We start from the raw sequence: 14,338 nt of genomic DNA on the forward strand, positions 1-14,338 counted from the left end.
AATAGCCTGTTCCTTTGTAGGAATCTGTACAAAACCGTTCTAGAAAAATGGTTTTGCCTGTCACTTTGGGGCAAACTCCCGGTTTTTCCGTATTTGGCCAAGGCATGCCCATGACTCCCGCGTCGTCCGTCGATGAAAAGAGCTTTCGTAACCTCCTAAGCCGAAACGTGGCATTGCCCTTGGGTGTGGGCGTGCTCAGCGCGGTGTTTTTCGTCGTTTTGATCACCTATCTGCTGTCGGTGATCCAGTGGGTGGAGCACACCGACCGGGTCATTAACAACCTCAATGAGTCGTCCAAGCTGACGGTCGACCTGGAGACCGGCATGCGCGGTTTCCTTATTACAGGCGACGAACATTTCCTTGACCCGTATGAGGTTGCCAAGCCGCGCATCATTGCCGACCTGCGCAACCTGCAGGATTTGGTAGCCGACAATCCGCAGCAGGTGGACCGCCTCAAGCGCCTGGAAGGCTTGCAGGCCGAGTGGAACAAGTACGCCCAGTCGATGATTGACATGCAGCGCACCAGCGGTGACTACCGCAGCGCGGTCAAGGCCGGCCGTGGCAAACGCTTGACCGATGAGATCCGCAAGGAATACGACGATGCGGTGGCGATGGAGCAGCAGTTCCGCATCACCCGCAATGAGGAAGTTACCCGCACCACGGTGATCAGCGTCACCCTGTACTTGGCCTTCGTGCTCGGCTTGAGTGGCTTCCTGGCCTATATCGGCCGCAAGAATTTGCTAGCTTTATCAGAGAGTTATAGCGCAAACCTCGCGTCGCAACAGAAGATTGCGCGACGGCTCGAGCAGCAAGCCTGGCTGCGCAATGGCCAGACCGAACTGGCTGAACAAGTGCTTGGCCAGCTCACCCTTAATATGCTCGGCCGCAATATCCTGCAATTTTTTGCCCAGTACATGGGCTCGGCTGTTGCCGCGCTGTACGTGCGAGAAGAACACGGCGGCCTCAAGCGCGTGGCCACCTATGGCTTCTCCCGCGAGCAGGAACAGCGTGAGCAAGCGATTTACAGTGACGAAGGCATCGTCGGCCAAGCCGCCCAACTGGATCGGCTGATTCGCCTGGATGATGTGCCGGTGGATTACTTCAAGGTCAGCTCCGGCCTGGGCGAAGGCCCGACCCGCAGCGTTCTGGTCATGCCCACCAGCGATGATGACCGTGTCAATGGTGTGATCGAGCTGGGCTTCCTGCGCCCGCTGGAAGAGCGCGACGAAGAGCTGCTGGAACTGATCGCCGGCAATATCGGCACTTCGATCGAAGCCGCCCGCTACCGCCAGCGTCTGCAAGAAGTGCTGGCCGAGACCCAGCAGCTCAACGAAGAGCTGCAAGTGCAGCAGGAAGAGCTCAAGACCGCCAACGAAGAGTTGGAAGAACAGTCGCGCATCCTCAAGGAGTCCCAGGCCCACCTGGAAACCCAGCAGGCCGAGCTGGAGCAGACCAACGAACAATTGGCCGAGCAGACCGAGACCCTGGCCGAGCAACGCGACGCCATGGATCGCAAGAACATTGAGCTGAACCAGGCCCAGCTTGAGCTGGAAGACCGCGCCGAAGAGTTGCAGCGCTCCAGCAAGTACAAGTCCGAATTCCTCGCCAACATGTCTCACGAGCTGCGCACACCGCTGAACAGCTCGCTGATCCTGGCCAAGTTGCTGGCCGAGAACCCCCAGGAAAACCTCAGCGCCGAGCAGGTCAAGTTTGCCGAGTCGATCTATTCCGCTGGCAATGACCTGCTCAACCTGATCAACGACATCCTGGATATTTCCAAGGTCGAGGCCGGCAAGCTCGAAGTGCGTCCGGAAAATTCCAGCGTGGCACGCCTGGTAGACGGCCTGCGCGGGATGTTCGAGCCGCTGGCAGCCGACCGCAAGCTGGGGTTCCGGGTGGACGTGCAGGCTGGCTCACCGACCATGCTGTTCACCGACCGCCAGCGCCTGGAACAGATCCTCAAGAACTTGCTGTCCAACGCGGTCAAATTCACCGAGCAGGGTGAGGTCAGCTTGTCGGTGTCCCGCGCGTCAGGGGAGGGCATTGCCTTCACGGTTCGCGACTCCGGCATCGGCATTGCCCCGGACCAGCAGGAAAGCATCTTCGAAGCCTTCCGCCAGGCCGACGGCACCACCAACCGCCGCTATGGCGGCACCGGCCTGGGCCTGTCGATCTCCCGCGACCTGGCGACCCTGCTGGGTGGCTATATCAGTGTGACCAGCGAGCCAGGCAAGGGCAGTGTCTTCACCCTGGTATTGCCGGAGCAGTATGTAGAACGCGAAGAAGACGCCGCGCCGATCGAGCAGCCCCGCCAAGTGGTGGTGGCGCCCGCACCGGTTCCGCTCCCCGTCAAGGTGTCGCCGCTGCCGGTGGCCGATGCCAGCCAGATCCCACGCTTTGCCGACGACCGCGACAAGGCCCCGTTCAACACGCGCTGCATCCTGGTGGTGGAGGATGAGCCGAACTTTGCGCGCATCCTCTTCGACCTGGCCCACGAGCTGGGCTACAACTGCCTGGTGGCCCATGGCGCCGACGAAGGCTACAGCCTGGCCGAGGAGTACATTCCCGACGCGATCCTGCTGGACATGCGCCTGCCGGACCACTCCGGGCTGACCGTACTGCAACGCCTGAAGGAACACGCCAACACCCGGCATATCCCGGTGCACGTGATTTCCGTGGAAGATCGCGTGGAAGCCGCCATGCACATGGGCGCCATCGGTTATGCCGTAAAGCCAACCACCCGCGAAGAGCTCAAGGACGTGTTCGCGCGCCTGGAAGCCAAGCTGACCCAGAAGGTCAAGCGCGTGCTGCTGGTGGAGGACGATGACCTGCAACGTGACAGCATCGCCCGCCTGATCGGTGACGATGACATCGAGATCACCGACGTCGGTTACGCCCAGGCCGCCCTGGACCTGCTGCGCACCAATATCTACGACTGCATGATCATTGACCTCAAGCTGCCGGACATGCTCGGCAACGAGTTGCTCAAGCGCATGGCCACCGAGGACATTTGCTCGTTCCCGCCGGTGATCGTCTACACCGGTCGCAACCTGACCCGTGATGAAGAGGCCGAACTGCGCAAGTATTCGCGCTCGATCATCATCAAGGGCGCCCGCTCGCCCGAGCGCCTGCTGGACGAAGTCACACTCTTTCTGCACAAAGTCGAATCCCAGCTGTCCCATGATCGCCAGAAGATGCTCAAGACCGCCCGCAGCCGCGACAAGGTCTTCGAGGGGCGCAAGATCCTGCTGGTGGACGACGATGTGCGTAACATCTTCGCCCTGACCAGTGCCCTGGAGCACAAAGGCGCGGTGGTGGTGATCGGGCGTAACGGCCGTGAAGCCATCGATAAACTCAATGAAGTCGACGATATCGACCTGGTGCTGATGGACGTGATGATGCCGGAAATGGACGGTTACGAGGCCACTGCCTTGATCCGCCAGGACCCGCGCTGGAAGAAACTGCCGATCATCGCGGTAACGGCCAAGGCCATGAAGGACGATCAGGAGCGCTGCCTGGCAGCCGGCTCCAACGATTACCTGGCCAAACCGATCGACCTGGATCGTCTGTTCTCACTGATTCGCGTATGGCTACCGAAGATGGAACGCATTTAAGTGGAGCGAAGTTTTTTGGAAAAAAGCAGCGACATTGAGCTGCGCCTGTTGATCGAGGCGATTTACCTCAAGTACAGCTACGACTTCCGGGATTACTCCGGCGCGTCGGTCAAGCGCCGCGTGGCCCACGCCCTGCGCCAGTTTGATTGCGCGACCATTTCCGCCTTGCAGGAGCGCGTGCTGCACGACCCGGCCGCGTTCATGCAGTTGCTGCAGTTCCTGACGATCCCGGTGAGCGAGATGTTTCGCGACCCGTCGCACTTCCTGGCGATCCGCCAGGAGGTGGTGCCGCTGCTCAAGACCTACCCGTCGATCAAGATCTGGATCGCCGGTTGCAGCACGGGCGAGGAGGTGTACTCCATGGCCATCCTGCTGCGCGAAGAGGGGTTGCTGGAGCGAACGATCATCTACGCCACCGACATCAACCCGGCGTCGCTGGACAAAGCCAAGCAGGGCATCTTTTCCCTGGAGAACGTGCGCGCCTACACCGCCAATTATCAGCAGGCTGGTGGGCAACGTTCATTTGCCGACTACTACACGGCGGCATACGATTACGCCATCTTCGATAAGACGCTGCGCGAGAATGTCACCTTTGCCGACCACAGCTTGGCGACCGATAGTGTATTCTCAGAAACTCAGTTAATTTCATGTCGCAACGTATTGATTTACTTCAATAAAAAATTGCAGGATCGTGCGTTTGGATTGTTCCACGAGTCGCTGTGTCATCGCGGCTTCCTGGTGCTGGGCAGCAAGGAGACGTTGGATTTCTCCGCGTTCGGCAAACAGTTCGAACCCTTGGTCAAACAGGAACGGATCTACCGGAAGCTATGAGCCAAGCGTCTGCCAGCCCGGCATCGGTCCGGGGCATAGAAGCTATCGTCATCGGCGCCTCCGCCGGTGGCGTGGAGGCGCTGCTGACAATATTTGGCCAATTGCCCGCAGATTTCGGCTTGCCGATCATCACCGTATTACACCTGCCGGACGAACGCCGCAGCCAATTGGCCGAGGTATTTGACCGTCGGGTTGCCATGCCGGTGGTGGAGGCGCGGGACAAGGAAGTGCTCAAGCCCGGCACCCTGTACTTTGCCGGCCCCGGTTATCACCTCTCGGTGGAGCAAGACCGCAGCCTGTCCCTGAGCCAGGAAGACCGGGTGCACCATTCGCGGCCGGCGATTGATTTCCTGTTTGAATCCGCCGCCGATGCCTACGGCAAAGGCTTGATGGCGATCCTGCTGACCGGTGCCAACCATGACGGCGCCCGCGGCCTGGCTCACGTCAAGCAGCAGGGTGGTACCACCGTCGTGCAAGAACCCACTGAAGCACGTGTCGCTGTCATGCCACGTGCAGCCCTGGCGCTGCATACACCTGACCACATTCTGACGTTGAGCCACATTGGCTCATTGCTGGCTTCCCTGGAATATTCCCCATGTTAAGTACTGTCCAGGCCAAACTGCTGATCGTCGACGATCTGCCGGAAAACCTGCTGGCCCTCGAAGCGCTGATCAAGCGCGAGGACCGCCAGGTGTTCAAGGCATTGAGCGCCGACGAGGCCTTGTCCCTGTTGCTGGAGCACGAGTTCGCCATGGCGATTCTCGACGTGCAGATGCCCGGCATGAACGGGTTCGAGCTGGCCGAATTGATGCGCGGTACCGAAAAAACCAAGAACATCCCGATTGTGTTCGTCAGCGCCGCCGGCCGCGAACTCAATTACGCCTTCAAGGGCTACGAAAGCGGCGCCGTGGACTTCCTGCACAAGCCGCTGGATATCCACGCGGTGAAGAGCAAGGTCAATGTGTTCGTCGACCTGTACCGCCAAAGCAAGGCCATGAAGCTACAGGTCGAAGCCCTGGAGCGCAGCCGTCGCGAGCAGGAACAGCTGCTGGCACGCCTGCAGGCCACCCAGGCCGAGCTGGAGCAGGCCGTGCGCATGCGTGACGATTTCATGTCGATCGTTGCCCACGAAGTGCGCACGCCCCTCAACGGGCTGATCCTTGAGACCCAATTGCGCAAGATGCACCTGGCCCGCGACAACGCCGCCGCGTTCACCCTGGACAAAATGCATGCCATGGTCGACCGCGATGAACGCCAGATCCAGAGCCTGATCCGACTGATTGAGGACATGCTCGACGTATCGCGCATCCGCACCGGCAAACTGTCGATACGCCCGGCGCGTTTTAACCTGACACAACTGGTGAGCAACCTGGTGGAAAACTTCGCGCCCCAGGTCGCGGCGGCGGACTCGACCATGACCCTGGTGGCCGATGGGCCGGTGGAAGGCAACTGGGATGAGTTCCGCATCGAGCAGGTGGTCACCAACCTGCTGACCAATGCCCTGCGCTACGGGGCCAAGAGCCCGGTAGAGGTGCGCGTGTACAGCGAACACGGCGAAGCCCGTGTGGAAGTGCGCGACCACGGCATTGGCATCAGCGAAGACAACCAGAAGCGTATTTTCCAGCAGTTCGAACGGGTTTCCGCCAGCCAAGTGGCGGCGGGCCTGGGCCTGGGGCTGTTCATTTCCGAGCAGATCGTTGCGGCCCACGGTGGCGCTATCGAGGTCGAGAGCCAGATAGGCGAGGGCGCCTTGTTTCGGGTGTGCCTGCCCTTGCAGGCGTCGACATGAAATCAATCGTCACCTCGACGCAACCTCTGCGTGACCCCATGGTCGTAATTGCAGCAATTGACCGGACAAAGGCTTCCCATGAGTGAAGATGCACAAGATGTCGTTCTGATCGTCGAGGACGATGAATCCATTATGTTTGTGCTGGGTGAATACCTGGCGGGCCTGGGCTATCGGGTGTTGAAGGCAATCGATGGGGAGCAGGCCTTCGAAATCCTTGCCTCCAAGCCGCACCTGGACCTGATGGTCACCGATTACCGTTTGCCCGGCGGGATTTCCGGGGTGCAGATCGCCGAGCCCGCGCTGCTGTTGCGGCCGGAATTGAAAGTGATCTTCATCAGTGGTTACCCGCAGGAAATTCTCGACTGCAACAGCCCGATCACGCGCAACGCGCCGATCCTGGCCAAGCCGTTTGACTTGGATACGCTACAAGAGCACATCCAGCGCTTACTCGCGTGATGTCCTGCGCCTGATACATCCGGTCATGATTTAACGCGCACTCCGTGGATTCATGACCCTCGTTTTCTTCACTCAGTACGACCACTTTCTGCCTTCAGTGCCCTGAAGGCTCGATGAGTTTATCTGAGGCCGGAAATCGAAATGATCACTGTGAATATGCGCTCACCGGACTTTTCCGTGAGCCCGCCACTCCCAGCGGACGCGCAACCTGTATCGAACACCCCGCCGAGATCGACGCCCGCTCTGCAAACCGCTGTCACTTCCCGCCCCAAACGCGCCATTCAAACCCCTGTGAACGCGTCTTTGCAGGCAAGGGGGCAGGCGGTATCGCCGGACAATAAAAACGTAGAGCATTTTACGCAGGCGGTGCTGACAGGCCTCGACCAGCAACTTCCATTGTTCAGGGAGCAGAAACGCCTGAACCCTCCGGGGATGACGCAAGAGCAGGTGGACCAGCAGTTCAACGAGCGTATCGCGAATCTCCTCCAGGTCCACACAATGGAGGTCGAACCGAGCTCGACCTACGCGCAGTTCAATAGGCTTGGAGCGGGGGATAAGGTCACCCTCAAACAGTTTATCCAGGATCACGGCTGGAACCTGCCCACCGATTTTGACGCGTTGAAGAACCTGTTGAGCTACGTCCGACGAGCCCCCCTCCCGACGCAAACATTGGGTGATTACGGCGGAGCGATGTCCTGGTTGCAACCGCCGTCCCACGAGCAGTTACTGGCGGTGTACTACCATCCGGTGCAAGCACTGGAGCTGCCCGCTGACTCGGAACTGTTTGGTTTGCTGACACGCACGCTGCGACTGAGCGAGGCTGAGGCCGCCGAACCCGAACGCGTGATCAGCGCATTGATCAATTCGCCGGCGGCCCAAGAGGTCGGGCGTGTACTGCGCGCCAAGGTTGAGGCGGGTTCTACGCCCGGCAGCGATACCGATTGGCTCCTGGCGGGATTGCAAGTCTCGCTCGACCGAGAGAGCTTGCTGGGCAGCGTACAACCGCCACCGCGCAATCGAGTGGCGGGTTTTGACCTGGACGACAGCCGCTTCTGGGGTCAACCCGCCTCGACGGTCGTTGCCGGTTTGACCGAACATCTCATGACCCGCAGCCGCGCCAGCGAAGCCATGGCACCGGCTGCGGCCCACTTGTTACTCGCACGCAAGGCCCCGCAGTTCTTGGTCAGGGATATCCCCCCGGGGTCGTTTATGGCTCGCACAGCTGGGTCAGCCTATGTACGGCAGTCGCGCGCATCGAGGCCCAGTCGCCTGGCAGTGTCGCGACAATGAGCTATGCCCAGGTCATGGCGTTCGATGACATTGCACCGGTCACGCGCGCCGATCAACGCGTTGCCCAACAGGCCCAGGACTTTGCAATCATCGACTGGGCGGTTTGCCGAGGCATCCTTCCTGCCAGCCCGACTGACGACCATTCCCCCGCGCAGATGTCGCGCATACGCAAGGCCTTCGATGAAGAGGTGCTCCGGCTGTCCCGGGCCTCAGTGATCAAGCGTTCCGATATCCCCGATCGTAAACAGATGACACTGGATTGGCTCAAGGAAACTTTTGGCGCCGATACTGACTACGAAAAAAAATGTATTTACCGCAAACCGCGTGACAAAGATGAGCCTGGGCCTTATTCCGTAGTGGACCTGGCGGTTGAGGGCAAGTTGCTGGATGCACCTCAAGTCATTCCCCCAAGGAACGCATTTCGCGCAGCCCCAATACCTCGAGTCGTGACCGCACAATGGGCGTCTAACGATCCAGGTGTACCCATTGCCCAGATCGTCAATCAAGCGAAAACCCTGAACCTGCCTGACTTCAACCAGCAATTCGAGACGAAGGTCAACGAGCATCTGGATCAACTGGAAATCAGCTCGTTTGACGCCATCGTGTACATGCTCACCCAGTTGCCCTTGAAGGACCGCGAATTCATTGAATATGGCAAGGTCGAGGTCTACCGTGAGGAGTTGATCCACCATCAATCCAAGTCTCCTCCGTATTGGCGCCGTGGCCAGCCGGACGGGCAGAAACCTTTGCTGATCCGTGCCCAACACGAGGACGAGTTCAGGGTTTACGAAGTCAATCCCAATCAACACAAGATCATCCGCAGGCCTGACCTTGAGAAAGATTTCCCGGTTGGCCATCGGGCCTTCGAATACCGATTCGAGGTGCACCCCAGGCCGCTTGATGATGACAAGATCTCGGTCACGATCTATGCCGACATTCCAGCTGATCGACGTTATATAGAAAAAGTGTCGACCCAGCCGGAGGACGCGCAGCTTTTCGCCGAACAACGCGGTACTTCGGGTGTTCCCCAGACCTACCACAGCGACCGAACCTTTCGTATTGCGCAACTGGTGCGGGACAATATGTACGATCAGGTGCGTAAGAAGATCGTCAGGGAGACCAGGGGCCTGACGACCTTTGAAAGTGAAATACCGCCCATTCGAAAGATTCGCGAATTTATAACCGGGCTGATCCCGCTCTATGGGGCCATTACCAAGTTCAATCGCGGCGATGTCGACGGCGGCATTCAAGACCTGTTTTTCGATACGCTGGGCTTTGGCGTTGCCGGCGCTTCGGCGGCGGGACGGGTGGCGCGTGCAGTCAGTGGTGTTGGCTCCACGGCAGCCAAGGCCTGGAGTGTCGGCCGGATCCTTGGGCGTAGCGCTGTCGGGGCGTTGAGCCCGATTCCTGGCGTCGAGGATGCCGTCGCAAGCGTGGGCCGTGCAAGCGCGCACCGCTTCAGGGCGGTGATAAATCAGGTACGCGGCACTGCGGGGCACTATGACGTGTTTAAAGCCAGTCGAGCCTACGACGCCGCCGCGATGGGGGTATATAAGGTCAATGGCGACGTCGTCCAGGGTATTGCAGTGTTGCACAACGGCAAATGGCACGCCTACAGCCCCGCAGGTGGACAGCGCGCGGTGGATGACTTTACGCCCTCATTGCGGGCCACTGACGAGCGATTGCAAAGCTGGCAAGGCGCCGCGCCGGCTCTGTCCGAACCGTCCCGGCGCATTCGCGAAAACTTCAGGGCGCTCGAACAAAAGCTCAGGAGCGGGCCGTCCAGCACCGCATTCAATAACGGCTACAACGCGGGCGACCCCTATAGCATCAAGGGCTTTTCCTCCCGGCTGAATGCCGAGCAGGTCATGAAGTTGGCACAGACCGACGGCCTGACGGCGGCGCAGGTTGGCGCCCTGGTACGCCAGCGCGAGCGCCTTGCCGTGCAGCATGCCTTCAGTGGGGTAAAGCAAGCGCAGTCGCTGATTGATGCGGCGGGTGGCACATTCACCGCCAATCCCCAGCTGTTTTACCTCAGTCAGGTGGATTCACTGTCCCAAGGCCAATGTGCCGCGCTCTCCAAGATCATGGCCTCGGCGCTCGAGCAGGGCAAAGGTCAAACGCTGATTGAAAACATGTTCAGCGCCGCCGCAAAACCGACTCATCCAGCCTCTGTAACCTTTACCAAGACACTGCAGGACGTACAGAAACAGGTGAGCACCCCGGCCGTGTTCCACGCCGGTAACCCAGTGCGGCAAGTATCCCACGATGAGCTGATCGCCGAGCTGGGCCGCGCCACCAAGTCCACGACCCTGATGATCGATTCACCGGGTCACGCGATGATGGCGGGCGTGAAGGTTGATGGCGTGAACAAGCAGTTCTTTTTTTATGACCCGAACCTGGGCCTTGCCACGTTTCCCACCCAAAGCGCCATGAACGAAGGCCTGCAAGCCCTGTTTACCCAGAAAAAGCCGGCCACCCCTTATCGCACCTACAGCACCCACCCTGACAAGCTCGAGTTCAGGGTCAGTACCCATGACGAAGGGTGGACGAGCAAGGCGAGCGTGCACGACGGCCCCGTCAAGCAGCTGTACGAGGCGCCCATTGATACGTCCACGACGCAGAGTGGCCAGCAGTTGCTCGCGGGTTCACCGTTGGTTCCGGAGAAGGTTTATGTACCGGTCACCGAATCGGCACAACGCCTGGATGCCAATTCGATCCTGTATACCCGGGGAATCAGCGATTGCACGGCATTGGTGGTGCTGACCGACCTGAAGGATGGGATCTACCACAAGCGTACGTTGATCCACCTGCAAGGCGGCGTCGCCGACCCAGCGATGTTGCCAATGTTGAAACAGCTGGACGCGTCGTTGGCCAATGGCGGCAAGGTAATCTTCGTTGGCGGTGATAACGCCCGCAGCGCGCAGGGGTTGGCCAGTTCATTGAAACAAACACTCGGCGATCAACAGCCGCTGTTGAGCATCATCAACAGGCAGCCGCAGTCAACGGTCATTGCCACAGCGTCCGGCATTGATATAAAGCCGGATGGTACATTCGAGCTGATCGAAGGCGGGTATCCGCCCCAAGTGCTGGACGCAGCCATGAAGAAACAGGTCTACGATCGAATCGATTGAACCCAATGAGGGAAGGGGACTTGCGACGCGAGTCCCCGTTTCAGGCCTTGATCATCTCGCGCACTTTCGCTGTCAGCAGGTCGAAGGTAAATGGCTTGGTGATCAGTTGCATCCCCGGATCAAGAAACCCACCGCGCACTGCCGCATGTTCCGCGTAGCCGGTGATAAACAGCACTTTAAGGTCAGGTCGAATCTGCCTGCCAATTTCCGCCAGCTGGCGTCCGTTCATGCCGGGCAGCCCCACGTCGCTGATCATCAAATCGATACGCTGGTCGGACTCGAGGATCGGCACAGCCGAACTGCCGTCTCCGGCTTCGACATACCCATACCCCAATTCCTTCAACACTGCGCTCACCAGGACGCGTACGGCAGGGTCATCCTCAACGATCAGTACGGTCTCGCCCGCATTGGCAAAGGGCAGCGCCGCAGGGTCGACAGTTGCGGGGGCAACGATGTCACCGACAAACCGAGGTAGGAACAGGCTGACAGTCGTGCCTTTGTCGACTTCGCTGTGGATGGTCACATGGCCATGGGACTGGCGGACAAACCCGTAGATCATCGACAGGCCCAGGCCCGTGCCCTGGCCAATGGGTTTAGTCGTGAAGAAAGGATCGAAAACACGGCCCATGACATTCTCTGGGATGCCACAGCCGGTGTCGCTAACGCTGAGTTCCACATAATCGCCCGGTTTCAAGGTTCCATAGGCGGCGGTAAACACGCTGTCGAGGTGGCGGTTGGTGGTTTCTACGGTCAGGCTACCGCCATTGGGCATGGCATCCCGGGCATTGATCACCAGGTTGAGCAGGGCGCTTTCCAATTGATTGGGGTCCGCCTCGGCCGTCCACAGTTGATCGCTCAGGCGCATGTCCAACTTGATGCTTTCGTTGATGCTGCGTTGCAGCAGCTCGCCCATGGAGGTGACCAACTGGTTGATCTCAACCGGTTTGGAATCCAGCGATTGGCGGCGGGAGAACGCCAGCAAGCGATGAGTGAGGCCGGCGGCACGGTTAGCCGAGGTGACGCCCAGGTCGATCAGGCTGTCGAGGTCGTCCAACTTGCCACGGGACACACGCCTTCGCAGCAGCTCCAGGCTGCCGATGATGCCGGTGAGCATGTTGTTGAAGTCGTGGGCGATACCGCCGGTCAACTGACCGACGGCTTCCATTTTCTGGGATTGGCGCAAAGCCTCTTCATTGCTGCGCAGTTGCGCCGTGCGTTCTTCTACCTGCTGCTCAAGCGTCTCCAGGGTGCGTTGCAGGCGCAGTTCACTTTCGCTGAGGTCGATCAGGCGGTCGCGGGCGTCGTATTGCCGGCGGCGGCCGCGCAGGGCGGCGCTCACCTGGCTGATCAGCGTCACCGGGTGGAAGGGGCGCTCCAGGAAGGTTACGTTGCCGAGCAAGCCGCTGAGATGGGATGAGCCATTCTGTTCTCTGCCGCCGTGATGGGTCATCAACACGATGGGCAGGTCCGACCAGGCCGGTTGCTGGTGCAAGTACTCCAACAGCGGTTCCAGATTGACACCACGCAGCGCCTCGGCAGCGATGATCAGCAGCCCGGCGCCATCATCGAGTGCCTCGCACAATGCCTCCAGGCTGCTGGCGACGATGCCGGCATACCCGGCTTCGTTGAGCATCATCAGCGCCAACGAGCCATCGCGGCCCATCGGTGCCAGTACGATCGCCCGCTCGGAGACTGGAAGTAGGCCCGTCACACGCCCTCATCCTTGAGCAAGGGGGAGCCGGCGCCCATGTAGGTCGGGATGCCGCGCAGTACGCCCTGGAAGTTATCCAGCGGCTCGCCCACCGTCATGCCCTTGCTGCCGATGCGGTATTCACGAATCGTGGCTTCGTGGGTACCGGTCCGTTTCTTGATGATCGAGATGGCGCGGCGCACCTTGCCCAGCGCTTCGAAGTAGCGCAGCAGAATGACCGTATCCGCCAGGTAAGTGATATCGACGGGGGCCTGCATATCGCCGACCAGGCCGTGTTGCGCCACGGTCATGAACGTCGCCGCGCCGCGCCGATTCAGGTACAGCAGCAACTCGTGCATGTGCAGGATCAGCGCGTTTTCTTCGGGCATGGCGGCTTGGTAGCCGTTGATGCTGTCGATCACCACTGTCTTGATGCCACGCTCGTCCACGCAACGGCGCACGCGGTGTGAGAACTCACCGGGTGACAGTTCGGCGGCATCGACCTGTTCGATCAGCAGGTTGCCGGTTTCCTGCAGGGCCGCGAGGTCGATCCCCATGTTTTTCATGCGCTCGAACAACAGCCCCAGTTCTTCATCGAAGATAAAGAGCGCTGCTTTCTCACCCCGCGCCACGGCGGCAGCGGCGAAGATCATCGAGATCAGCGACTTGCCGGTACCGGCAGGGCCGAGGATGAGGCTGCTGGAGCCAGTCTCGACACCGCCGCCCATCAGTGCATCCAGCGCGGCAATGCCGCTGCTCAAGGTCTCGCGCTGGTAACCGCCCCGATGCTCGGCCGCTACCAGGCGCGGGAACACATGAACGCCGTCCTGCATGATGGTGAAGTCGTGAAAACCGCCACGGTATTTCTGGCCACGGTACTTCACCACCCGCACACGCCGGCGCTCGGCGCCATAGTTGGGCGTCAGCTCTTCCAGGCGGATCACGCCATGCGCCACGCTGTGCACGGTTTTGTCGAGGGATTCGGTGGTCAAGTCATCCAGCAACAGGACAGTGGCGTCGTAGCGCACGAAGTAGTGCTTGATCGCCAGGATCTGCCGGCGATAGCGCAGCGAGCTTTGGGCCAGCAGGCGGATTTCCGAGAGGCTGTCGATGACCACGCGGGTCGGTTTGACCCGTTCTACCACTTCAAAGATCTGCCGGGTGGCCTCGCCCAGTTCCAAGTCGGAGGAATACAGCAGGCTTTGTTGGTGGTCGGCGTTGAGCAGGCTTTCGGGTGGCGTCAGTTCGAAGATATGAATGTTTTCATCCAGGTCCCAGCCGTGGGACTTGGCGCCTTGTCGCAATTCGCGTTCGGTTTCCGACAGGGTGATGTACAGCGATCGCTCGCCGTTCCTGGCCCCTGCTTGCAGAAAGTGCAGGGCGACCGTGGTCTTGCCGGTGCCGGGCTCACCTTCCAGTAGGAACAGGTGGCTGCGCGAGAGTCCGCCAGCAAGAATGTCATCAAGACCTTCAATGCCAGTGGCCGCTTTTTCGGATAATTGCGCTGTGGATGTAGACAAGAAGTGCCCTCAGG

General features: G+C 59.9%; 9 protein-coding genes. 7 read left to right on the plus strand and 2 right to left on the minus strand.

All coding sequences use genetic code 11. The features are described 5' to 3' along the window. The first annotated feature begins 110 nt into the window (after nucleotides 1-110). The 7 genes from CWC48_RS25560 (at nucleotide 111) to CWC48_RS25590 (ending at nucleotide 11,114) form a co-directional block, all read left to right on the plus strand. Nucleotides 111-3,614, plus strand: coding sequence for a response regulator (locus tag CWC48_RS25560; RefSeq protein WP_100490626.1), 3,504 nt, complete (start codon nucleotides 111-113; stop codon nucleotides 3,612-3,614). Next, nucleotides 3,615-4,445, plus strand: coding sequence for a protein-glutamate O-methyltransferase CheR (locus CWC48_RS25565; RefSeq protein WP_371857052.1), 831 nt, complete (start codon nucleotides 3,615-3,617; stop codon nucleotides 4,443-4,445). Further along, nucleotides 4,442-5,047: a chemotaxis protein CheB gene (locus CWC48_RS25570; protein WP_100490627.1), complete on the plus strand. Its 606-nt coding sequence runs from the start codon at nucleotides 4,442-4,444 to the stop codon at nucleotides 5,045-5,047. The genes CWC48_RS25565 and CWC48_RS25570 overlap by 4 nt, the downstream gene beginning before the upstream one ends. Continuing rightward, the gene (locus tag CWC48_RS25575; RefSeq protein WP_078048505.1) at nucleotides 5,041-6,234 is read left to right on the plus strand and encodes a hybrid sensor histidine kinase/response regulator; all 1,194 of its coding nucleotides are present in this window, start codon (nucleotides 5,041-5,043) and stop codon (nucleotides 6,232-6,234) included. The genes CWC48_RS25570 and CWC48_RS25575 overlap by 7 nt, the downstream gene beginning before the upstream one ends. 78 nt (nucleotides 6,235-6,312) lie before the next feature. Beyond that, nucleotides 6,313-6,690, plus strand: a complete 378-nt coding sequence (locus CWC48_RS25580; RefSeq protein ID WP_078048504.1) for a response regulator — start codon at nucleotides 6,313-6,315, stop codon at nucleotides 6,688-6,690. Between the two features lie 141 nt (nucleotides 6,691-6,831). Continuing rightward, entirely contained in the window at nucleotides 6,832-7,980 is a 1,149-nt protein-coding gene (locus CWC48_RS25585) for a hypothetical protein (protein WP_100520204.1), read from the plus strand. Then, nucleotides 7,977-11,114 carry a hypothetical protein gene (locus CWC48_RS25590; protein ID WP_100520205.1) on the plus strand — a complete coding sequence of 1,046 codons (3,138 nt, stop codon included), beginning with the start codon at nucleotides 7,977-7,979 and terminating at the stop codon, nucleotides 11,112-11,114. The genes CWC48_RS25585 and CWC48_RS25590 overlap by 4 nt, the downstream gene beginning before the upstream one ends. A gap of 40 nt (nucleotides 11,115-11,154) precedes the next feature. Here CWC48_RS25590 and CWC48_RS25595 read toward each other — a convergent pair whose 3' ends face one another. Next, nucleotides 11,155-12,825 (minus strand): ATP-binding protein, encoded by a 1,671-nt coding sequence (locus CWC48_RS25595; protein WP_100490629.1) that lies wholly within the window; start codon nucleotides 12,823-12,825, stop codon nucleotides 11,155-11,157. Continuing rightward, nucleotides 12,822-14,324 carry an ATPase domain-containing protein gene (locus CWC48_RS25600; RefSeq protein WP_100490630.1) on the minus strand — a complete coding sequence of 501 codons (1,503 nt, stop codon included), beginning with the start codon at nucleotides 14,322-14,324 and terminating at the stop codon, nucleotides 12,822-12,824. The genes CWC48_RS25595 and CWC48_RS25600 overlap by 4 nt, the downstream gene beginning before the upstream one ends. Nucleotides 14,325-14,338: the final 14 nt, after the last annotated feature.

The sequence above is a fragment of the Pseudomonas sp. S10E 269 genome, assembly GCF_002798465.1.
GTDB classification, from domain to species: domain Bacteria; phylum Pseudomonadota; class Gammaproteobacteria; order Pseudomonadales; family Pseudomonadaceae; genus Aquipseudomonas; species Aquipseudomonas pergaminensis.